General features: G+C 61.4%; 20 protein-coding genes and 1 pseudogene. 14 read left to right on the top strand and 7 right to left on the bottom strand.

Annotated elements, in window-relative coordinates:
- Positions 1-195 precede the first annotated feature (195 nt).
- Positions 196-1,377, bottom strand: a complete 1,182-nt coding sequence (locus HMPREF2807_RS04790; protein ID WP_070510840.1) for an acyl-CoA dehydrogenase family protein — start codon at positions 1,375-1,377, stop codon at positions 196-198.
- 87 nt (positions 1,378-1,464) lie between these two features.
- Between HMPREF2807_RS04790 and HMPREF2807_RS04785 the strand changes: the two genes are divergently transcribed.
- The 4 genes and pseudogenes from HMPREF2807_RS04785 to HMPREF2807_RS04770 all read left to right on the top strand — a co-directional run bounded on the left by HMPREF2807_RS04785 (position 1,465) and on the right by HMPREF2807_RS04770 (position 4,335).
- Positions 1,465-1,875 carry an acyl-CoA thioesterase gene (locus HMPREF2807_RS04785; RefSeq protein WP_070510838.1) on the top strand — a complete coding sequence of 137 codons (411 nt, stop codon included), beginning with the start codon at positions 1,465-1,467 and terminating at the stop codon, positions 1,873-1,875.
- An 18-nt stretch (positions 1,876-1,893) separates the two neighbouring features.
- Positions 1,894-2,910: pseudogene (locus tag HMPREF2807_RS04780) on the top strand (NAD(P)H-dependent flavin oxidoreductase); the annotation flags it as partial.
- Positions 2,911-2,913: 3 nt separating this feature from the next.
- Entirely contained in the window at positions 2,914-3,714 is an 801-nt protein-coding gene (locus HMPREF2807_RS04775) for an enoyl-CoA hydratase-related protein (protein ID WP_070510836.1), read from the top strand.
- A gap of 231 nt (positions 3,715-3,945) precedes the next feature.
- Complete coding sequence (locus HMPREF2807_RS04770) at positions 3,946-4,335, top strand: MmcQ/YjbR family DNA-binding protein (protein ID WP_070510834.1); 390 nt, start codon at positions 3,946-3,948, stop codon at positions 4,333-4,335.
- 342 nt (positions 4,336-4,677) lie between these two features.
- Here HMPREF2807_RS04770 and HMPREF2807_RS04765 read toward each other — a convergent pair whose 3' ends face one another.
- Positions 4,678-5,358 carry a hypothetical protein gene (locus HMPREF2807_RS04765; protein ID WP_046647699.1) on the bottom strand — a complete coding sequence of 227 codons (681 nt, stop codon included), beginning with the start codon at positions 5,356-5,358 and terminating at the stop codon, positions 4,678-4,680.
- Between the two features lie 325 nt (positions 5,359-5,683).
- Between HMPREF2807_RS04765 and HMPREF2807_RS04760 the strand changes: the two genes are divergently transcribed.
- Positions 5,684-6,130, top strand: a complete 447-nt coding sequence (locus HMPREF2807_RS04760; protein ID WP_049156188.1) for a MarR family winged helix-turn-helix transcriptional regulator — start codon at positions 5,684-5,686, stop codon at positions 6,128-6,130.
- 45 nt (positions 6,131-6,175) lie between these two features.
- Here HMPREF2807_RS04760 and HMPREF2807_RS04755 read toward each other — a convergent pair whose 3' ends face one another.
- Entirely contained in the window at positions 6,176-7,411 is a 1,236-nt protein-coding gene (locus HMPREF2807_RS04755) for a M20 family metallo-hydrolase (protein ID WP_070510832.1), read from the bottom strand.
- 9 nt (positions 7,412-7,420) lie between these two features.
- Complete coding sequence (locus HMPREF2807_RS04750; RefSeq protein WP_070510830.1) at positions 7,421-9,013, bottom strand: amidohydrolase; 1,593 nt, start codon at positions 9,011-9,013, stop codon at positions 7,421-7,423.
- 131 nt (positions 9,014-9,144) lie between these two features.
- Here HMPREF2807_RS04750 and HMPREF2807_RS04745 point away from each other — a divergent pair, with 131 nt between their 5' ends.
- From HMPREF2807_RS04745 to HMPREF2807_RS04720, 6 genes are all read left to right on the top strand, one after another.
- Positions 9,145-10,299 (top strand): helix-turn-helix domain-containing protein, encoded by a 1,155-nt coding sequence (locus HMPREF2807_RS04745; RefSeq protein ID WP_070510827.1) that lies wholly within the window; start codon positions 9,145-9,147, stop codon positions 10,297-10,299.
- Positions 10,300-10,437: 138 nt separating this feature from the next.
- Positions 10,438-11,790 carry an MFS transporter gene (locus HMPREF2807_RS04740; RefSeq protein WP_070510825.1) on the top strand — a complete coding sequence of 451 codons (1,353 nt, stop codon included), beginning with the start codon at positions 10,438-10,440 and terminating at the stop codon, positions 11,788-11,790.
- 65 nt (positions 11,791-11,855) lie between these two features.
- Complete coding sequence (locus tag HMPREF2807_RS04735; protein WP_070510824.1) at positions 11,856-12,464, top strand: cation efflux transmembrane domain-containing protein; 609 nt, start codon at positions 11,856-11,858, stop codon at positions 12,462-12,464.
- A gap of 411 nt (positions 12,465-12,875) precedes the next feature.
- Positions 12,876-14,258, top strand: a complete 1,383-nt coding sequence (locus HMPREF2807_RS04730; protein ID WP_070510822.1) for a hypothetical protein — start codon at positions 12,876-12,878, stop codon at positions 14,256-14,258.
- Between the two features lie 201 nt (positions 14,259-14,459).
- Entirely contained in the window at positions 14,460-15,638 is a 1,179-nt protein-coding gene (locus tag HMPREF2807_RS04725) for an alpha/beta hydrolase (protein WP_070510819.1), read from the top strand.
- A gap of 85 nt (positions 15,639-15,723) precedes the next feature.
- On the top strand, positions 15,724-17,118 hold the full coding sequence (locus tag HMPREF2807_RS04720) for a GntP family permease (protein WP_070510844.1): 1,395 nt from the start codon (positions 15,724-15,726) through the stop codon (positions 17,116-17,118).
- Here the strand turns inward: HMPREF2807_RS04720 and HMPREF2807_RS04715 are convergent, their stop codons facing one another.
- From HMPREF2807_RS04715 to mmuM, 3 genes are all read right to left on the bottom strand, one after another.
- Positions 17,119-17,610 carry a gluconokinase gene (locus tag HMPREF2807_RS04715; RefSeq protein WP_070510817.1) on the bottom strand — a complete coding sequence of 164 codons (492 nt, stop codon included), beginning with the start codon at positions 17,608-17,610 and terminating at the stop codon, positions 17,119-17,121.
- A 75-nt stretch (positions 17,611-17,685) separates the two neighbouring features.
- Positions 17,686-18,072 (bottom strand): hypothetical protein, encoded by a 387-nt coding sequence (locus tag HMPREF2807_RS04710; protein WP_049155956.1) that lies wholly within the window; start codon positions 18,070-18,072, stop codon positions 17,686-17,688.
- 48 nt (positions 18,073-18,120) lie between these two features.
- The gene (mmuM, locus tag HMPREF2807_RS04705) at positions 18,121-19,026 is read right to left on the bottom strand and encodes a homocysteine S-methyltransferase (RefSeq protein WP_070510842.1); all 906 of its coding nucleotides are present in this window, start codon (positions 19,024-19,026) and stop codon (positions 18,121-18,123) included.
- Between the two features lie 540 nt (positions 19,027-19,566).
- On the opposite strand from mmuM, the gene HMPREF2807_RS04700 reads away from it, so the two are divergent.
- The 3 genes from HMPREF2807_RS04700 to HMPREF2807_RS04690 form a co-directional block, all read left to right on the top strand.
- Entirely contained in the window at positions 19,567-20,121 is a 555-nt protein-coding gene (locus tag HMPREF2807_RS04700) for a CAP domain-containing protein (protein WP_070510815.1), read from the top strand.
- A gap of 135 nt (positions 20,122-20,256) precedes the next feature.
- Positions 20,257-21,597, top strand: coding sequence for an AAA family ATPase (locus HMPREF2807_RS04695; protein ID WP_070510813.1), 1,341 nt, complete (start codon positions 20,257-20,259; stop codon positions 21,595-21,597).
- A partial coding sequence (locus HMPREF2807_RS04690) for a hypothetical protein (RefSeq protein WP_070510810.1) occupies positions 21,597-22,129 on the top strand: 533 nt, incomplete at its 3' end. The genes HMPREF2807_RS04695 and HMPREF2807_RS04690, both read left to right, overlap by 1 nt.

Raw genomic sequence — 22,129 nt, 5'->3', positions numbered from 1 at the left:
ACGTTACTCACCCACCCATGACCTAAGTCAGGCTTTACTCTGGTCTCTTAGCAGAGTGAAGGGACCATCTTTCTCTGGTTTTCAGCACACAGATGGTCCCTCATCCCAGATGAGGGACCAAAGTAGAGGGACCAAACGAATAAGACCATCTGCGCAGTGGAGCCCGTATGGCCTCACCGGTACGACGCCACGCGGTTAGCTAAACGCCTGCTCCCTCGTCAGCACCCGCCCCAGAATCAGCGTGTGGATCTCATCGGTGCCCTCGTAGGTGCGCACTGATTCCAGATTGGCGGCGTGGCGCAGCGGCGAGTAGTCCGCGGTGATACCGTTGCCGCCCAGGATGGTGCGGGCTTGGCGGCAAATGTCGATGGCAGTGCGGCAGTTGGCCAGCTTGCCCACCGAAATCTGGTAGGGCTCCAGCGTGCCCGCATCCTTGGCGCGGCCCAGGTTCAACGCCAGCAGCTGCCCCTTGTTCAGCTCCACCGCCATATCCACCAGCTTCTGCTGGGTGAGCTGGAAGGACGCCAGCGAGCGATCGAATTGCTTGCGCTCCTTGGCGTACTCCAGAGCCACCTCCAAAGAATCACGGGCAGCGCCCAAAGCGCCGAAGCTAATGCCGAAGCGAGCCTCGTTCAAACACATAAACGGCCCCTTGAGTCCCGGATGCTTGGGCAGCAGGGCGTCGGCGGGCAAAGTAACGCCTTCCAGTTCAATATCGCACTGGATAGAAGCGCGCATCGACAGCTTGCGGGTAATTGGCGTCGCCCTAAACCCCGGCGTGGACGTCGGCACGATGAACCCGCGCACGCCCGCCTCCACCCCGGCAGCCGCCGCGTCCTCCTCAGAAACCTTGGCCCAGATGATGGCCACCCCGGCCACACTCGCCAGGCCAATCCAGCGCTTCGCACCGTCCAGCACCCATTCACCGGAGCGGTAGCGCGCCACCGTCACCATGCTTGCCGGGTCCGAACCGGCGGTCGGCTCTGTCAAGCCGAAGCAGCCAATGACCTCACCGGCTGCCATCTTGGGAAGCCACTCCTGTTTCTGTTCCTCCGAACCATGCTTATAAATCGCCGACATCGCCAGCGAGCCCTGCACCGATACCACCGTGCGGATACCGGAGTCCCCTGCTTCCAGCTCCTGCATGGCGAGCCCATATTCCACCGCGGAACGTCCAGCGCAGCCATAGCCTTCCAGATGCATCCCGAACAGTCCGGCCTGCGCTAGCACCGGGAAGATAGAGTCCGGCAGCACCGCGTCCTCGTACCACTGCCCCACGTGCGGGCGGATGTGCTCATCCACCAGTGCGGCGACGCGGTCACGGGTAGCTTTTTCTTCTTCGCTCAGCAGAGCATCGATTCCCAGCAGATCTGTCATGGCGTTCTCCTCACGATTCGAGTGACGAACCACAATTCGTATGTATAGTAATACGCATCACTTTACCCGCTCTCCCCAGGAGGAACAATGCGCGCGCCCGCCAACGCCATCCCGATAACCCTTGCCTTGCGGTGGTCCGACCAGGACGCGAACGCCCACGTCAATAACGCCACGATGGTCACGCTTTTAGAGGAAGCGCGCGTCCGTGCGGCTGCCGAACTAAGCGGCCCCGTCGCCACCAATTCCTATGCTCACGTGGTGCGTTCCCTCGAAGTGCAGTACGACGCCGAGCTCACCTACACCGATTCCATCGAGGCGCGGGTGTGGATCTCGCGCATCGGAACCACCTCCTACCAGGTTTCCCACGAACTCATCCAGAACGGAACGTCGTGCGTGTTCGCGACGGCGACGCTGGTGCTTATCGACGTCTCCGCGCGCCGCCCCATCGCCCTGCCCGATGACCTCAGGGGCCGCCTGCACTCCCATTTTTCCGAATAGCCATTCACCTTTTCATTCACCCTCCTCCCCCATAATTTCGCACCACCAAGGAGCACAACACTCATGATTTCCACCCGCGTTACCGAGATGCTCGGCATCACTCACCCCATCATCCAAGGCGGCATGCAATGGGTCGGCCGTGCTGAACTCGCCGCCGCGGTATCCAACGCCGGCGGCCTCGGCGTCGTCACCGCGCTTACGCAGCCCACCCCGGAAGACTTGCGCCACGAGATTCGCCGCACACGCGAGCTGACCGATAAGCCCTTCGGCGTCAACCTCACCATGCTCCCGGCAATTACCCCACCGCCCTATGCGGAATACCGCGACGTCATCATTGAGGAAGGCGTCACGATTGCAGAGACCGCCGGCAACAACCCCAAGGACCACATGCCGGCTTTCAAGGATGCCGGCATCACCGTCATCCACAAGTGCACCTCCGTGCGGCATGCGCTGAGTGCACAGAAGGTGGGCGTCGACATCGTGAGCATCGACGGCTTCGAGTGTGCCGGCCACCCCGGCGAAGATGACATTCCGGGACTCGTGCTCATTCCCGCCGCCGCGGACCAGCTGGACATCCCCATCGTGGCCTCAGGCGGCTTCGCGGATGGCCGCGGGCTCGCTGCCGCCCTGGCACTGGGCGCCGAGGGCATCAACATGGGAACCCGCTTCGTGGCTTCCACGGAAGCCCCAGTGCACGAGAACGTCAAACAGGCCATCGTGGAGCGCAGCGAGCTGGATACCCAGCTCATCCTCCGCGAGCTGCGCAATTCCACCCGCGTGGCCAGGAACGCTGTCAGCGATGAGGTTGCCGACCGCCTTGCCCAGGGCGCCGAGTTTGGGGATATCCGCCACCTCGTTGCCGGCAAGCGCGGCCGTGCAGTCTACGAAACCGGTGATTTGGATGCAGGCGTGTGGACCTGCGGAACGTCGCAGGGTCTAATCCACGATGTGGCACCCTGTTCCGAAATCGTCTCTCGCATCTCCGCTGAGGCCGAGCGCATCATTTCCTCCCTCACCCAGCTTGTTAAGGACTAAACCATGACCGATGCCATCCTCACCCGCCGCGAAGGCTCCGTCCTCGTCGCACGCATCAATAACTCCGCGCGCCGCAACGCCATTGCCAAGGAACACTGTCTAGCCCTCTCCGCCGCGCTTGCCGACGCCTCCTCTGACCCCGCCATCCGCGCCCTCATCATCACCGGCGATGAAACCGCCTTCTGCGCTGGAGCGGATCTCGTCGCCGCCGCGCAAGAGGCAGCCACCGCGCAAGCTGCGGGCGAGACTCCCGACCCGGCCGAGTCCACCATGCTTCCCCAGCTCAACGCACTGGTGGCTGAGATTCAGGCCGCCGAAATTCCCGTCATCGCCGCAGTCGAAGGTGCGGCCGCTGGCGCGGGTGCTTCGCTGGCTTTTGCCTGCGATCTCATCGTGGCCGGCGAGGACTCCTACTTCACGCTGCCCTTCGGCAAGATTGGCCTTATCCCTGACGGCGGCGTGAGCCTCACCGCGCTGGCCTCCGTGGGGCGCCACCGCGCGCTCGCCTTGGCACTGCTGCAAGACAAGCTCGGCGTCGCCGAGGCCGAGGCTGCAGGTCTCGTAACCACACGCGCACCCCAGGGCCACGCACTGGCCACTGCACTGGAGTTATCAGAACGCCTGCACATCGCACCGCGCGATGCCCTGGCCAAAGCCAAGGAGGCCATCAACCGCACGGCTCTGGGGCAGCTCGATGAACAGCTCACCTGGGAAGAGCCGACGCAGTACGCGCAGATGGCCTCAGCTGGCCACAAGGAGGGCGTCACGGCATTTCTGGAGAAGCGTTCCGCGCGTTTTGATTAGCAAAAATCGACTAGCAGAAAACTGCCAGGCGGAGTTCATGGCGGTGCCAGCACTGGCCGCCATACTCTGTGTTGTGCGTTTGAGAGAGCGCATGCGAGAGAGAGAACCCCTCATCCTCCGGAGGGCGGCCAGTGGCCGATAATCGGAGGAACTTGATAGAGACGCTGCTGGGCCCTTCCCCGAGGAATCGTGGGAGGGGCCCAGCGGTGTTTTTCACCTAGCCTGGTTCACATGGATTCTTCTTCTCCACTGGATCTCCACGCCTGCGCTAGCGCCCGCGCTGCCGAACTCCCCGGCGCTATGTTGACGCACCCTTTCGGCTCTGACTGGGACGTGTTCAAGGTACGCGGCAAGGTCTTCCTCCTTCTCACCGCGGCAACTGGCCGCCCGCAGGCCATCCTCAAAGCTGAGCCCCTGGACGCCGAAGCACTGCGCAGCGAGCACGCCTTCATCACACCCGGCTACCACATGAACAAGCGACACTGGGTTTCTGTTCACCCAGATCCCCGCCTCACCCCGCAGCTACTCAACGAACTTGTGACGGACTCCTACCGCCTTGTGGTGGAAAAGCTCCCCCGCTCACAACGCCCCATTAATCCGTCCGATTTTGGCTCTCCATAACCCCGATTATTAACCCCGGGGGCAACTCCCCGCACAGATTCCATTGCGTCTTGGTGGCGATAACCAGCGGAATTCAACCAGCACAGCAAACTCACAGCTCTCCTCTGCCTTTTAGGCGAGTCTAAGCTTCACATTGTCTGCCGATCAGTTGCATACTGTATGTCGTGCGTTGGAGAGAACGCACACAGAGAGAGATAGAGAGACTTCAGCGCCCTGTGGCCCTCAGTGTGAGCGGCCCGGGCGCTGAAGTTCTTATTACAGGAAACCACGCCGGTTTAACCCAAGACAAAAGCCCCTGCCTCAACGAGGCAGGGGCAAAAAGAACCTAGAAGCTACTTAGCCTTAGAAAGGCAGCTTGATGTTGAGGTTCAGGGCCTTCGCGATAGCCGGGAAGGCAGCAGCAACGGCAGCGAGAACGCCGGCAACGATGCCGAAGATAGCCAGCGGAGTCGGCTTGCCGTCCTTGGAGGACAGTACACCCTCAGCGGAGCTCTTCTTGTCGCCTGGTTCCGCGGTCTTGGAAGTAGACGGCTCTGCAGTCTTAGTCGTGGTGGCGGAGGTAGAGGACTTCTCGGAATTGTCAGCAGGCTTGGAGGACGAGGTCTCGCTCGAGCTCGTGGGAGATTCCTTCGGCTCGGAGGTCTTAGAGGTCTCGCTTCCCGCCGGGTCAGTGGCCTTGGTAGTGGTGGTCGTGTCCGACGCGGAAGCCTCGGCGCTCGTCGTCTCAGAGGTGGAGGTCTCGGACTCAGAACCCTTTTCCGCATCCTTTTGACGATCGACGATGGCCTTTGCTTCCAAGTAGGTCAGAGTCTTCTTGCCGTCTGCGGACTTGTAACCGCCCTTACCTTCTTCGGCGGTCGTGTCCTTGAAGTAGGTGACGCCATCAACCACAATGGTCGCCGGCAGCCCAATACCTTCGGTGCTGTCTGCTGCGTCCGGAATCTGGGCGATTGCAACGGTGGTGCCGCCGAGGAGGAGGGTACCGGACAGGGCTACTGCAGCAAGGGAACGGGAAATCTTCATGGATTCTCCTTAGGAGTCATACAAAATGTAGGGAGCCAAAGATTGACTGCACGTTAACAATAGTCACATTTGCGTCTCGTGTCACCAGTTTTTAAACTCACCCCCGCGGACGGGCAAAGAATACAGCCGCCTCTTGCATTCCGAACCCGATAAAAGTCCTTTTCATCTGCTATTTACCGCCGCTTCCGCTGGATGGATCAAACTCTTTCGACTAGCGGCATAAATTTCCTTTATATTACCCCCGCCTAACACCAATAAGGTGGCTAAAAGTGTGTTCTTGGAACTCGGTTGCAGATTCCCTCCCCGAACTTTTACGCTTGATTACGTGACAGATATTGATCCAATCGCTGAGACCATCGCGGAGTACCGCCGCTTCGAACGCGCCCGGGCTAGGTTCGACACAGAAGCGCGCCGCGAGTACGGAATCACCGGTTCCCATCTTTCGCTTCTGCGGCTCATCGATAAGAAGGGCCCCATCCCGATCCTTCAGCTGCGCAAGGAACTGGGATGGCAACCCGCCACCATCGGGCAGGCTGTCAAGCGCTTAGTGCGTGATGATCTCATTGCGCTCAACGACGATCCGGAGGACCTGCGCCGCCGTTTGTGCGACATCACCGAAGAAGGCCGTCGCTTCCTGCTCCATGTCCCGCTTACCGGCCCAGTGCGCTTACGCACCTACGAGTTCAGCGAGGAAGAGCTCACCGCGATGAAGCGCGGATTCGAGGTCGCACTACAGGCCTTTGGCTACGAGCCGTGGAGCGATAACGACTAAGGCAGATAGCAACTAGCGCGTCTTGCGCGGCGGCGCGCAGGGCACCTAGCCCTCCCCGCACCCGGATTCCACGAGGCGTTGCGCCACGTGCGTCAGCACGTCCAGGCCGGCCACGCAGTCCTCCGCCGTGGTGAATTCCTTTTCGTTGTGTGAGATGCCGTCGACGGACGGGATGAAGAGCATGACCGTCGGCACCACCTCCTTGAGGTTGGTCGAGTCATGGCCGGCCACCGTATAGATCTCCTGGTGCGAGTAACCCAGTTCCTCCACTACCTCCCGGGCCAGCGCGACGCCGGCCGACGGGTAGGGGTTGAGAGCCCACTCGTGCGTCGGGGATAGCTCGACTGAGGTGCGGGACTCCTCCTCTGCTTCGGCGATGATCTCCTGCAGGCGTGCTTGGGCCTTGTCCAGCACCTCCGTAGACGGCGAGCGCACATCCACGTTGAAGCGCACCTCGCGCGCGATGGTCACGGGCGAGTTCGGCTCCAGTGTTAGCTGCGAAACCGAAGCCTGCAGCTGCCCTTCATCGAACTCGTGGGTCAGGCGCTCCACTGAAGCAATAATGAGGGAGGCACCGAAGAGCGCATCCTTCCTATCGGCCATCAGAGTGGAGCCGGTATGCCCCTGTTCACCGGAGACCACCGCCTGGAATTTCTTCGCGCCCCACGTGGCGGTGACCAGGCCAATCGTGTTGCCGGCAGCTTCAAGTTCCTTGCCTTGCTCGACGTGGATCTCCGCATAGGCCGCGAGCTTCGGGGCTTCACCGCGCGGGGCCCAGCCAGCCTCCTCCTGGGCTTGCGCGACGGTGATGCCGGCAAGGTCGGTGGCGGAGTGGGCGCGCTCAAGCGCCAGCGTGCCTACGAACACGGAGCTGCCCATCATGGAAGGCGCAAAGCGCGAGCCCTCCTCGTTGAACCAATTGATGACCGCCAGGTTATAGCGCGCCTTGGCACCCGATTGCGCCACGCGCCCGGCGGCATGAGCTGCGGCCAGGACGCCATAAGCGCCGTCGAAACGGCCAGCCAGCGGTTGCGAATCCAGGTGCGATCCCAGGCCCACATACTCGGCGCCGGGGGTGAGCTCAAAGAGACCGTACTGGTTGCCAATCTCGTCGTAGATGACCCGTGCTCCCAGGGATTCCAGGACCTCGTGGAACCAGGCGCGGTTGAGGTTATCGCCGGCACTCGCCGCTTGGCGTTCCACGCCGCCCCCCGGAGTGGCGCCGTTGGCGGACATGGCCTGGAAATCGGCCAGGAATTGTTCGTTAGTGGTTGCTCGCATTTCTACTCCTTAAAAACTTCCGTAGCGCAGCTCGCCGCCCACGATGGTGGCGGCCACGTCGATGGTGGAAAGATCATCAGTCTGCAGTGGGTCCTGTGAAAGCAGCACGAAATCCGCCAGCTGCCCCGGCATCACCTGCCCCTTGCGCCCGGCCCAGCCCGTCGCCGCGGCCGAACCTGCGGTGTAGGCATAGAGAGCCTCGGCTGGGGTCAAACGGTCCTCCGGCCCATAGTCCCGGCCCGAGGCGGTGCGCCGCTCCACGAAGGCCTGCATGACCTCCAGGGGTACCCCGGGTGCCACGGGTTGATCGGAACTGCCGGGGAGGATGAGGGAGGCGTCGAGAAGCCGCTTGCCCGGGTAGCTCCACGCGGTGCGCTCCGGGCCGAGGGCATCCGCCATCGCGTCGCCGAAAGCCCGGATGAACAGCGGCTGCGGAACCACCACGATGGGCTTGCCGCGCAGGCGCTCAATTTGGTCCGGGCGCACCACGCCGCCGTGCTCGATGCGGTGCGGCATGGCGGGCACGCCATGCTTGTCGACGGCCTCCTCCAGCGTCTCTATCGCAAAATCCACCGCCGCATCGCCGATGGCATGGATGGCCAGTGACCAGCCGGAATTCGCCGCTTGCAGCGCGCGGGTGCGCATCTGCTCAGGATCCCCCTGAAAATAGCCGTGATGGGAGCAGCAGGCGTAGTTCTCCGTCAGTGCGGCGGTGGTCCCCAGCAGGGAGCCATCGCTGAAGATCTTGACCGGCCCTACCTGCAGCCACTCGTCACCGAAGCCGGTGCGCAGGCCGCCGTCGAGGCCCCAGCCCGGGCCGTCGGAGGCGTGTCCGGAGATCTCGTGGAGCACGTCCATGGTCACCATCACCTGCATGCGGGTGTGCAGGGTGGCGTTTTGATAGGCGGCTATCTCGCGCGGGCTGTGCCCGATCCAGCCGCCGGCCACCCCGGCGTCCGTGACGGAAGTCAGACCGCGCTCCAGGTAACGGCGTGTGGCCAGCTCAAGAGCGCGGGCGATCTCCTCCCCGGATTCCGGCAGGGTTACCTCCTGGATAGCGCGCATGGCGTTTTCATCGAGCAGCCCGGTGCAGTGCCCGTCGGCATCGCGAAGGAACTCGCCGCCTTCCACCTCCGGCGGGTTGGTGGGATCGACGCCCGCCGCGCGCAGGGCCGCGGTGTTGACCGTGTAGGCGTGGCCCGAGTTGTGCTTGATCAGCAGCGGAGCACCGCCGGTCGCGCGGTCAAGCTGCTCTATCTCCACCGGCGCATCCAGCCCGGAGGGGCGGAACCCTGCGGCCACTACCCAGCCGTCGGGATTGGGCTCGGTGCCACGCAACGCTGAATAGACCTCCTCTGGTGTTGTGGCCCGGGATAGATCCACCTCCAGCAGCGTTTGGCCAAACCACACGGTGTGGGAATGCGCGTCATTAAAGCCCGGGGTGAGCGTGCGGCCGCCGGCATCCCATGCCTCATCAGCAGGCAGGGCTCGGGCAGCCTCCCCTACTGCGAGGATGCGGCCGTTGGCAAAGGCCACCGCATCCGTGACCGGCCGCGCGGGGTCTTGGGTCAGGATGTGGGCGTTGTCGATGCGCGTGATCATGCGTCCTCCTGCTTCTCTGACGAACTGCACGGGGACCGTGCTGTGTTTGTCACCACATGCTAGCCAGATCGGTGAGCCACCTCGCTACCTGCAGGGCAATCCACCACCGCTAGGCGTGTAGCGTTGTGCATATGCACGAAAAACGCTGGCGCGACATCGTCGCGGAGGTCCACGGCACCATCCCCCGGCTGGTGGAGGACTTCCTCGCCGCTTTTTCTCGTTCCGGACGCTACGGCGACTCCCTAGTGAGCGAAGATGAGCTGCGCCTGACAGCCTTCGAGGTTTTTGCGCGCATCACTGACGTGCTGGTCGGCGCGATGGATGAGGAGGAGCTTCGCGCCCATGCGCAAAGCCTGGGCCGCCGGCGCGCGCACCAGGGGGTGGAACTAGCCACACTGATCGACGCCATCCAGCTCGACTTCACGGTCCTCTGGGAACACCTCCGCCGTGCCGCCGGCGCCGACCAAGAGATCCTCATCGACCATGTGGCACAGGTGCATTCGGTTGTGACGATGTACAACCTCGTGGTCCGCGATGCTTACCGCTTGGAGGAGGCGCGCGGGCAGCACAACGTGCACCACGCTCACGCCCGGCACCTGGAACGACTCTTCGCTGCCGAGTCCCTGGGCACGCTCGGCATCGCGGAGATCGCCCGCGCACTCAACATCGATTTTGACACCCACTTCGACGTCGTGGTGTCCCACCCCACCGCTGCGGTGAAGCTGCGCGCGCTTCTCGACGAACCCATCTCCGCCGGCGAAGCCTTCGGCCACCCTGTGCGTGGGATGTTCGTGGCCTTCTGGCCAAGCAAGCACTACCCCAGCGACCGGGGACCCAGCGGCCACACCGCCAGCTTCACTACCGCGGACTTTGAACAGATCTCCGGCATACTCTTCCGTGACGTCACCGGCCTGGCTGGAGCACGCGCGGCAGCGCACCAGGCACCGCGCATTTTCGACTCCACCGGTCCGCTCAGCCAACTCACCGAAGCGGCCGATGCGCTCTGGGCCGTCGCAGGCGACACCCTCGCAGACTTTCCGGCCAGCGGATTAACGGAGCTGACGCAGACAATGGCCGAGCTGCGCCTTAACAACGCACCGCTGTTCCTAACCATCACCACCTACCTGGACTGCGGCTCCATCAAGGACTCCGCCGAAGCGCTGCACTGCCACCGCAACACCGTGCTCAACCGCTTGCGACACGTTACTGAGCTCACCGGCCTTGATATCACCCGGCCCAAGGACGCGGCCCGAGTGCTGCTCGCACTGCACCGCGCGACACCTTAAGTCCTGTGCAACCGCACACTTCTGCCGCCCAGTCGATGGGGTGATGCATATAAATGCTGCCAGAACATCCCCCTTCAGGTGACCTACACCTATCGTTTCCAGGAAAGGTAACGCACTTCACACAAGGAGCACCTGGATATGACTACCAATCCACCCCCGGCTGCCCCGGTCCAATCTGACCCCGAGCAAATCAAGGTCGAGTCAAAAGATGTCTTCCGTATCGCCAGTTCCGCGTTCGTTGGCACAGCCCTCGAGTGGTACGACTTCTTCCTCTTCGGCACCGCCGCAGCACTCGTCTTCAACGAACTCTTCTTCTCGGGAATGTCGGGCACCGGCGCCACCCTGGCCTCGCTCGCCACTTTCGGCGTGGGCTTCCTTGCACGTCCACTCGGAGCCGTTATTTTCGGCCAGATCGGCGACAAGATGGGCCGACGACCAGCATTGATCATTTCGATCGTTCTCATTGGCGTCGCCACCGGAATCATCGGTCTATTGCCCACCTTTGACAGCATCGGCATCTGGGCACCCATCGCGCTAGTCACTCTGCGCCTGCTTCAGGGAATCGCCGTCGGCGGCGAATGGGGCGGCGCAACAACCATGGCTATTGAGCACGCCCCTGCTGAAAAACGCGGCCGCTACGCAGCCTTCGTACAGATCGGCTCCCCCGCCGGCACGTTGCTCTCCTCCGGCGCCTTCGCGCTCGTACTCATGCTCGACGACGACACCGTAAACTCCTGGGGTTGGCGCATTCCCTTCCTCATCGCCTTCCCCTTCCTTGCAGTGGCACTGTGGATTCGCTCAAAGGCTGAAGAATCTCCAGTGTACAAAGCCTTGGGAGAGGAAGCAGAGGCGGACGAAGCTGCACAACAGGGCTCCCTAAAGGAGCTTTTCACGGAGCACTCCTGGCAGCTGTGCCTAGCTTCAGCTGCCGCTTTCCTGGGTATCGGTGGCTTTTTCGTCATGAGCACCTACGTCCTCTCCTACGCCACAACCACGCTGGACTTCGAGCGCCAGACCGTTGTTAATGCCACCCTCCTTGGCGCCGTATGCCAGATCTTCATCAACATCATCTTCGGCCGCATCGGCGAAAAGATTGGCCCCGGCCGCCTCATCGGATACGGCGGTCTTGCCACTGCCATCATGTCGTGGCCACTGTGGGCAATGATCGATACCGGCAATGCCGTACTACTCACGCTCGCCGTCTGCATCGGGCTTTCCCTGGTCACCATCACCTACTCCGTCTCCGGCGTTCTCCTTTCGGAAGTCTTCCCGGCCAACGTCCGCTATTCCGGTGTAGCAATTTCCGCGAACATCGCGTCTGCAGTGGCAGGCCTGCTCCCCTTCCTCGCTACCGCGTTGAACGCCTCTAACGAGCACCCCAGTTCCACACCAGGAATCATCATCCTGGCTGCCACCGCCCTTATCACCGCTTTCGGCGGCTTCGCTGGCGAGAAGCACCGCCGCGAGGACGACGTCACCATCGTCGACTAATGCACAACCGCTCATAAGAAAAATAGGTTGGGACGCGGCACCTCGACCCACTAGGCTCAGGTGCCGTGTCTCAAGAACTCTCCTCCTCCACCCTGAACGCGCGCGCCCGGCGCATCGTCGCCTGGGTTGCCGCACTGAACCTCCTCGGATTCTTCGGCGAGTTCATCATCGCCGCCTTCATCGGCTCGGCCGCACTGTTTGCTGACGCCGCCGACTTCCTCGAGGATTTTCTCATCAATGCGCTCGTCCTGCTCGCGCTGCGCTGGTCGGCGGAGGGGCGTCGCAAAGCAAGCTATGGCCTAGCCGGGCTGATCCTGATTCCGGCGTTGGCGTCCTATGGCATGGCAATATGGAAGATCATCACCGGCGCCGTACCTGAGCCACTTACGTTGTCAGGCACGGCCGTGGCAGCGATGCTCATCAACCTGCTCTGCGCGGTGTTGCTCGTGCAGCTACGCCACGGCAGCGCGCTCACGCGCGGCGCATGGCTGGCGGCACGCAATGATGTCGCCGCCAATATCCTCATTCTCGGCGCCGGCCTACTCATGCTGGTGTGGGCAAGCCCGTGGCCGGACATCGTGGTAGGCCTCATCATCGGCACCATTAACCTGCGCGCAGCGGCTGAGGTGTTCGAGCAAGCGCGCGCCGAAGATCCGGAAATTGAAGAAGATTAACGCGCCATCCTTAAGAATTTTTTAAGTAACCCGCGGGCCTGCGCGCAATCCCGCGCGCACCCCTGGGGCTAAAAATGGCCTGGCAAAAAGCGCTGCGCGCAACTTTTTCCTACCCCATATGGGGTCATTCTTTAGTTTGTGACCGAACGGTCAAAGAGACGTTTTCCCAGAATACGGTCTAGTTGGACAAAACCAAGGTCGGCGCCAATTTCTTAGCCAATTGTTCACCTTCGCGTCACCCTATCGAAATATACTTCGCTATCCAAAAATATAAACAATCCTTAGGGTGCGCGATCCTGAAAGTCACCTTATCGTTGCTTCACGTCACGCACTGAGCGCTACAGCGCATACGCAGCGCCACCACAGTGCGTCACCACATTGCCCCAAACTTTTTCATCCAGGAGAACAACCATGACCAAGCGTCGTCGTACCGCCGGCCTCATCGCCGGCCTCGCGATTGCAGGCACCGCCCTCATCGCACCGGCTGCATCCGCAGCAACCCACACCGAGTCCTACCCGGAGACCCCGGCCGTTAACGCCAAGCTCCCCATCGTCCACACCAGCCACGGCTCCGACCACATGAAGGCCAACGTGCTCAACCCGCGCCCGGTGTGCAACCCGTGGGAGGACCACCGCACCGTGGTCTACAAGGTGACCGATAACTTCATGCCGGCAGGCACCATCTCCACCACCAACCAGACCAAGAAGGACATCCCGCTGCAGCAGGACCTGTCCAAGTCCCAGTCCATCACCCTGTCCGTCAACGGTGACCGCACCGAGACCACCTCCATGAACGCGGGCGGCAAGGGCTCCGGCAAGAACTCCGAGGGTTCCTTCGGCATCTCCCACCAGATCGCCACCAAGCTCGGCGCCTCCGCTTCCTACTCCCTGTCTTGGGAAGCCGGCCAGTCCATCGGCCCGTACGATGTTCCGCCGAACCACACCGGTGAGGCCACCTACGGCTTCCGCGTTCTGAACATGACCGGTACCCAGCAGTACTGCAAGCCGAACGGCACCTGGTCCACCCCGACCTTCTGGTCCGCAATGCAGCCGATGAAGAACGAGGTTCGCGTCAAGCTGTACGACGACATCGCGGATTCCTACGCTCCGAACAAGGACGCTCAGAACACCACCGACGTCAACGACCCGAAGGTTGTTGAGGAGGAGAAGTCCCCGGAGGCTGACGCTGAGGTCATCAAGGACAACGAGGTTGCTCCGGAGGAGAAGGTTGTCTCCGAGGCCGAAGGCAAGAAGGAAGAGGAAGCCGACAAGAAGGTCCAGGAGGACGTCGAGAACGGCAAGACCGATGAGGCTAAGCAGAAGCTGGACCTGAAGCCGGTTCTGACCACCTCTGGCGCTAAGCACGCAGGTTTCGCAGGCACCGTTGCTCTCCGCCTGGAGAACGTCGGCACCGAGCGCTACTACGGCGACTACCCGGCAGTTCAGTACCGCGTTGACGTCAAGACCGCTGAGGGCCCGAAGGGTGTTGACCGCCTGATCACCCCGCGTTCCTCCAACGGTGCGCACATCCGCGACCTTGGCTTCGACGAGAAGACCTCCACCCGCTCCTTCGAGGTCACCCTGGCCAACCCGATTAACGCTGGCGAGTCCGCTCGCGTTGCCAACCTGGACTTCGGCGACGGCAACACCAAGGAAGGCCGCCTGAAGAACTACATCGAGGTCACCCAGATTTCCCGCCTCGACGGTGACAAGTCCACCCACAACGACCAGAACGTTGATTCCCGCGAGATCACCGTCAAGGACACCGGCAAGAAGGCTGAGGGCCTGTTCTAAATAACAGCCCCCTCCTCTACATAACGAGTGTGCAGCACGCCGGCGCTTAGTCCGGCTGCGAGAGAGTGCGTAAACCCCCGACCGCCCCCATGCGGTCGGGGGTTTACGTTTCTCCGGTTTGGAGCGCCCAGCCCCACTAGCGCTGTTATGTACTAATGCACTAATGCAGGCGATGCAACGTTCGTTGGATATTCTGAGATAATGCTTTCCTCTCGCACCGCGCTCGCGGGCATTCTTTCGGTGGGGCTGATTCTTTCTCCTCCCCACACTCATCTCGCACACGCGCAGTCTTCAGTTGAATCCGCGCACTCAGCAGACTCGCTGAGCAGCGAGGTCACCAACATTGATCAGCACTCCTCTGCCCTCGATCCCATCGCGCTGGGTCCGTTGGCACCCGTGCTCTTCGCGGAGAACATCTTTGCCGTATGGGGACCACTACTCCAGCTGTTAAAGATTCCCGTCGTAGCGCCGGAAGCCACGCGCCCACCAGCAACCGCCGCGCCGGCACAGCTGCGCGAGCTGCAGCACATCCAGGACAACGTGTGGCAGTTCAAGGCCTACTCACCATCCATGGACCGCGTCATCACCAACGACATCATTCTCCCGCCGGGTGGATTGGAGAATACTCAGCCCCGCCCGACCTATTATTTGCTCGGTGGCGCAGGAGGAGGTGAGGACGCACTGTGGTGGGACGGCGGAGGAGCCTCCGAGTTCTTCCAGGACAAGCAGGTCAATGTTGTCTCGCCGCGCGGTGCTTATGGCTCAATGATGTCCGATTGGGCCCAGCCGCACGACACGCACGGAAAGTACAAGTGGGCCACCTACCTGACCAAGGAGCTCCCGCAGCTTATCGACGCCGAGTTTCACGGCAACGGTACCGACGGCATCGCGGGCGTGAGCAACTCTGGCGGCCCAGCACTCGAACTTGCCACCTATGATCCGCGGTTCAAGGTGGCCGGTTCCATCTCCGGTTGCCCCTCGACCACGGGTGTTGTCGCGCAAGGCTTCGCGTGGGTCAGCGCGGCGTTCTACGGCACGGACCCGACGCGCTCCTTTGGTGCGCCGTGGGATCCGGCGTGGGCTCGGCATTCGCCGGTTCTCAACCTCGATCACCAAAAGGGGCGAAAGACCTTCGTCATCGTCTCCCGTGGTGGCCCAGCAGACTTTGATGTCGACATTGAGGACTCACCGCTCCCTGCCTTGGGTCTCAACGAACGCTTGGATTACTGGTGCAGTTCCTTTTACGCCAAGCGTGCCACCGCCGCTGGCGTTGATCTTGACTACTACGAGCTTCCGGCCGGGCGCCACACGTGGGGGCTGTTCCGACGCGAGCTGGCCATCAGTTGGGCCACGGTGGGCCCGGCTCTCGGCGTGGAATAGCACCGTCGCTCACGCACACAACTGCAGCAAGTGAGCTCTAGATCAACGCATAGCGTCTTAAGTAAAATCAGCATTCATGAATGTCATGGATACGTGGGAACCCACACTTACGACAGGACCACTTCTCGGCATCGCCGCGGCTGCAATTGCGGTCATCTTGGTCCTTGTCATCTACTTCAAGGTGCACGCCTTCGTCACCCTCGTCACGGTCTCCGCGCTGACTGCGTTGGCCGCCGGCATCCCGCTGGATGGCGTGGTGCCCACCATGACGAGCGGCTTCGGATCGACGTTGGGTTCCGTGGCCTTGTTGGTGGGCCTGGGCGCCATGATCGGGCGGTTGGCGGAGACCTCCGGCGGTGCCAAGACGCTTGCCGACGCCCTCGTGAAACTCTTCGGCGAAGACAAAGCGCCCCTGGCGCTGGGCGTGGCCTCCCTCATCATGGGTTTTCCCATTTTCTTCGACGCGGGTCTCATGGTGATGCTGCCGGTCATCTTTGCCGTCGCCCGGCGCCTCGATGGCCCAGTGTTGGCCTACGGTATCCCCGCCGCCGGCGCCTTTTCCGTCATGCACGTCTTCGTCCCACCGCACCCGGGACCTGTCGCGGCCGGTGAGTTCTTCGGCGCGAACATCGGCCTCATCCTTATCTTCGGTCTCCTCGTCGCGCTGCCCACGTGGTATCTCTCCGGCTACCGCTTCGGGCTCCACCTAGGAAAGAAGTACCCCTACCGCCTCGAGGAAGCGGTCACCGGCGCGCTGGTGAGCGAAGCGGAACTGCCGGCGCGCCCAGCCTCCCCGTTCGCGGTTCTCAGCATCCTGTTCATCCCCATGGTGCTTATCTTTGGCAATACCGGGCTGACCACGCTGGGCACCGCTGGCCTCGTCGACCCCTCTGCTTCATGGGTGCGCTTCTTCATTTTCTTAGGCCAGACCCCGATCGCGTTGCTGATCACCACTCTTGCAGCGATGGCCGTGCTGGGCCTGCGCCGTGGGGAAAGCAAGAGCGCCATCGAAAAGACCGTGGAGTCTTCGCTCGGTCCGATTTGTTCCGTCATCCTCATCACCGGCGCCGGCGGCATGTTCGGCGGGGTTTTGCGCACCACCGGTATTGGTGACGCGCTGGCGGATTCCATGTCCGGACTCGGCGTCCCCGTTATCTTGGCCTGCTACCTCATCGCGGTCGCCCTGCGCCTGGCGCAAGGCTCAGCCACCGTTGCCCTCACCACGGCCGCCGCGCTCATGGCGCCCGCCGTCGAGGCTGGCGACTTCAACGACATTCAGCTGGTCCTCATCACGCTCGCCACCGCGGCGGGCTCCGTCTTTGGCAGCCACGTCAATGACTCGGGTTTCTGGCTGGTCGGCCGGCTCATGGGCATGGATGTGTCGACCACACTGCGAACGTGGACAGTAAACCAGGCGCTCATTTCCTCTATTGGCTTCGGCATTGTCCTTATCTTCTACGGTGCCGCCGCGCTCTTTTAGCTAGCTCTCTAGGTACTGCGCCGCCGCGGCGGCAAGGTCCTCCGGAGTAGCGCTAACATCGAGCACCACTCCTGCTTCCTCTGGGCGCAGTGCCTCCAAGGTTTCGAACTGCGAATCAAGCAGGGATACAGGCATAAAATGCCCGGAACGCTTACTCATTCGTTCTTTGAGCAGCTCGTAAGAGCCATGCAGGTGCACGAAAACCGTATCCGGTGCCGCGGCGCGGATGATGTCGCGGTAGGAGCGCTTGAGCGCGGAGCAGCCCACGATGGCCCCGGCGTCCTGGTCCGCGAGAAAGCGGCCGACGGACTCGAGCCAGGGTTTCCGGTCATCGTCGTCAAGCGCCTGCCCCGAGGCCATCTTCTCGATGTTGGCCTTCGGGTGCATATCGTCCCCATCCCGAAAAGGCAGGCCGGTGCGCTGCGCCAGCAACTCCCCCACCGTGGACTTACCGCAGCTCGAGACTCCCATGATCACCACGTGCTTGCGCATCAATCCTCCTTAAGACAGCACCCGATCCTACGCGCTACGCACTACGTGCCGTAGCGCGGCTGACCACAGCGAGGCTTAGCCCAGTGGACCGTAGCCAAAGTCCCCGCGCTGCACCTCGCCGCGGGCATTCGGATCGAAGGTGGCGCACAGGGCGGCCGCCACGTAGCGAACGCCGCCCTCCGGCGCGGAGGAGCCGACGCGCTCAGCACAGTTCTCCAGTGCAGGCAGGCCGATGCTCTGCCCCGGCATAGTCATGGAGAAGAAGGACGCGGCCATCATGGTGTTACCATCGGCGCGAACATATTCCGAAGAGCCCTTGATGGCCTGCCAGGCAATCGCGCCAACGGGATCGGTGCGGAATTGATCCCGCTCAGTTTGAGTCAGCTCGGCGTTGGCGGCGGGGACGGACAGTGATGCAACGAGGAGCGCAGCGCATGCTGCGAGGAAAGAAGATTTTTTCATAGCAATACTGTATCCCCCGTGCCGTAGGGTTGTCCTGGTATTCCTTCGTTATTGCCCAAATGAGTCGCTTGTTGCGCGAAGGATGGAAGTGCGCAGCTGGCGTATCTCAGTAGGCCCCACGCGGCAGCACCCGCCCAGCAGGCTCGCGCCGGCGGCCACGAGATCCGTTGCGGCCTCAGCCAAACTCACCGCGCCAGCGGGGGCCGGCCGCCACTCATGGGCGCCGTGGTCCCAGAGTTCGCCGCTGTTGGGGCAAGCCAGCAACGGCTTATCGGTGGCTGCGCGCAGCGTCTTCACCACACCAAGCGCTTGGGGTGCACTCACGCAGTTCACGCCCACGGCACCCAGCCGCGGTGCCTGGTTGACCAGGTCGATAACACGCATGAACTTGACCGGGTCAGCGGCAATGGCCCCGGTAATGCTCAGCGCGAAGGGCTTGGGCTGAGCTGACAGGAGCTCCAGCAGTACCGCAGCCTCATCGACGTTGGGGATGGTCTCGGCCAGCAAGAAGTCAGCGTCCGTATCCGCGAGCACCGCAACCCTGCGGGCATGCCAGCGATACAGCTCCTCGCGGCTAAGGTCGTAGGCCCCGTCGTAGTCGGTGCCCTCACCTGGGCCTGCACCATAAGGGCCGATGGATGCGGCGACCAAGTACTCCCCCGCTACACCGTGCTTGTCGACGACCCCTCCCGCCGCTTCCCGTGCCACAGCAACGCTGCGGCGCAGAAGTGTTTCCGCCTCCTCGCCGAGGACGTCAAAGGTGACTTGGTAGGAAGCCGTTGTGGCCACTTGGGCACCAGCGGCGAAGAAGTCAGCGTGGGCCGATCCGATGAGCGCTGGGTTCTCACGCAGCACTCGTGCCGACCACAACGGGCCGGAGATATCGTGTCCCTGGGCTTCGAGGTAGGCTCCCAGGCCACCATCGAGAATCAGCGGCGCGGCTTGAAGGACCATGCGCATGAGCTTAGCAATGGCTTCCGCAGTCCCCCCGCACCATTGGAATAAGCCACCCCAATAGCTGTATAAGTTTTCCTAATCTTTAGGCAATCCAAGCATCTTCCCTGTCCCCCATTCACGCCTGTCACCACGATTTCCATGTGCCGCGCCGTAGCAACGCCCATAAGTGCAAGCTATGCATTTACAGAAGATACCCATGCATTTGCCAAGAAATAGCCAAGGTTTTAGTCATATTCAGCCCCTTTCACCTAAAAGGCCTGGATATAGGAATGCAATCCTGAACGGCCACCCCCACACATTACCCCCACTGGGCAAAACTAAAGGCTCAATCTTTACAAAGTCGAGCCAAAGGTAGGGGAAATCTAAAGAAGGCTAAGAGTCGGGCCATAAATAACAACAAACATAGGACTAAAGCTTAAAACTGCTGGTCAGCTGGCTTTTCGGCACCAAAGAGAGCTTTAATTTTAAGTGAAAGTACCGCTCGGTACGCGGCAAGAAAGCCGCCACTTAACCCTGAAGCAGAAAGAGGTGCCCGCCATGTTCCGCCTCCAGGTTGGACACACCGCCACTAAGATTGTCGCCCCGATTGCTGCCGCCGCAGCACTCTTCGCGGGCTCCGTCAACGCCCCTGCTCAGGCCCTTAGTTCCTTCGGAACGTTCAACCCAGCCGCGTTCGGCTTCACGGTCTCAGCAGCCGCTGGCCCGGTCACCCCTGCACCGCAGACCTCCGCCAGTGTCCAGGGAATCATTAATCAAACCAATGCCCAGCGCGTCGCTAACGGCCTCGCCCCATTGCGCGTTGACCCGAACCTGACCAACCTGGCACAGGACTGGGCCAACACCTTGAGCCGCGACGGCAACACCCGCCACCGCCCGAACTACTGGACGCACTACCCCGCCGGCCTGCCGGCTGGTGGTGAGAACGTCCTCCAGGCATGGAGCGATTACTCCGATGCCCGCATCGTGCAGCTGTGGATGGATTCCCCCGGCCACCGCAAGAACCTGCTTGACCCGCGTGCCAAGTCCGTAGGCATCGGCATGGCCATCAGTGCTGACGGCAAGCTGTACGCCGTGCAGAACTTTGGGCGCTAATGGCCTTGTAGCCAGGCGCACCCATACGGGTACTGATTCCTTCCACCGCTATCCGCCAACGTCTTAGGGGCGCAGCCAGCTTTTGCCTCGCTGCGCCCCCTAAGTGATCGTTGTCCGCACGCTATAGTGGAGCCCATGCTCACGCGACTCGAAGTTGATGGTTTCAAAAACCTCAAAAATTTCAGCGTAGATTTCGGCCCCTACACCTGCATTGTTGGCCGTAATGCCGTTGGCAAGTCAAATATCTTCGACGCGATTTCTTTCTTTGGCGCCACCGCCAATGCCTCGCTCAATGACGCCGCCACCAATCTACGCGGTCTGCGTGGCGATATCAGCGAAATTTTCGGCAACGGAACCAACACAATCACCTTCGCAGCCGAGATGATCGTTCCCGCAACGTTTCGCGATGATTTTGGGCAAGAAGTAGAAATCACCACAACGTTCCTCCGGTACGAACTCGAGTTCCAGCTCGTGGAACAAGAATTCACTGCGGATCAGATCGTGCGCACCATCGAACTTGTCCGTGAGGATCTCACGGCACTCACTCAAAAGGATGCCCGCGAAAAGCACCCATGGGCAGCAGAAGCATTTCGCAAGACTGCTATCAAGAGCACAGGCGGCCGGCCCGCTTTCATCAAGACAACGAGTGAAAACTCCATCGAAGTTAAGTCGGGCAGACGGGGACGTAACCCGCACCTTCCTCTGAAGGATGTTCGCTCCACCGTTCTCTCGGTCTACGGCCGGAGCGCGGATTACCCCGCCATTGCTGCGGTACGGAGAGAGCTCTCCACCTGGAAGTTGCTGGGCCTTGAGCCGAGTGCAATGCGTGCTCCGAGCGCGATGAGTGATCCATCAAGCGTCGATGTTCGCGGCGCTAACCTTCCAGCAACTCTGGCCCGTCTCACCCAAGAGATCGGCGATCAAGCAACTGTTCAGCTAGAAGATACCCTCCTTGATCTCGTCGATGTTCGTTCAATCGACCTCGACATCGACAGTTCACGCCAACTCATCACGCTTCAAGCAGAGATTGGCAACGCACCGCTTCTTCCCGCGCGTGCATTATCGGACGGAACCCTGCGCTTTATCGTGCTGGGTCTGCTCGCCATCGATTCCAGTACGAACGACGTTTTGTGTTTCGAAGAACCAGAAAACGGCATCTATCCTGACAAGCTTCGCGCTATGTATACGCTCCTGCACGAATTGGCCGTCGATTCACACCACCCGGTGGGTCCAGACAATCCACTGCAGCAGATGATTGTGAACTCCCACTCCCCTGCTTATTTGTCACTGCATCAGGATAATTGGGGCGAGCTACTTGTCGCCGAAGGCCACCCTATTGATAACTCTTTAAGGCTCCTGCCGGTTCTGGGTAAAGAAAACTGGCGAACCACAAACCCCGGAACACCGGGCGTTATCGCAACGGTCATCGAAGAAATCCTCCACGTCTCCTTGAAGCAGCAGTCTGAGGTCGCCTAATGGCAGAGCCTTATATCTATGCTCAGCTTTTGCGTGAGGGGACGAGCGATGATGGACTAGAATCCATCCTCCAAGCAACGCTCATTGATGTGGGCTGTAACCCCGACTCCGCCATCATTCCAGCGCCCTACCCAGCCGGCGATAAGACAGTTTCTGGCGGCCTCAACAATATTCTTAGGCAGGGCACACCCCATGTGGTCTTTGTCCATCGCGATGCTGATAACGCTGGTGCAGGGGAACGTCAAGAAGAAATCAGTCAGGCTGCCGCTGCAATCAATACAGACGTCTCCGTCATTCCGGTGATCCCTGTAAAAGAAACCGAAGCCTGGATCCTTTGGGCCCTTCACAACCCTGATTTCCGCAGCAAAATTTCCGGCATGGACTCACCTGCGCTTCCTCCATATAAGAGCATTGAAAGCTGCTCAGCCAAAGAAAGACTGCACGAGGTCCATGCGCAGTGGGCTCTAGACCGCAGTGGAAAACGCAACCGCAAGGACCGCTTTGAACGGGATCGTTCCATCTGGCTCAGCCT

The organism is Corynebacterium sp. HMSC074A09 (assembly GCF_001811545.1).
GTDB classification, from domain to species: domain Bacteria; phylum Actinomycetota; class Actinomycetes; order Mycobacteriales; family Mycobacteriaceae; genus Corynebacterium; species Corynebacterium hiratae.
This window is presented reverse-complemented; position numbering and strand designations above follow the sequence as displayed.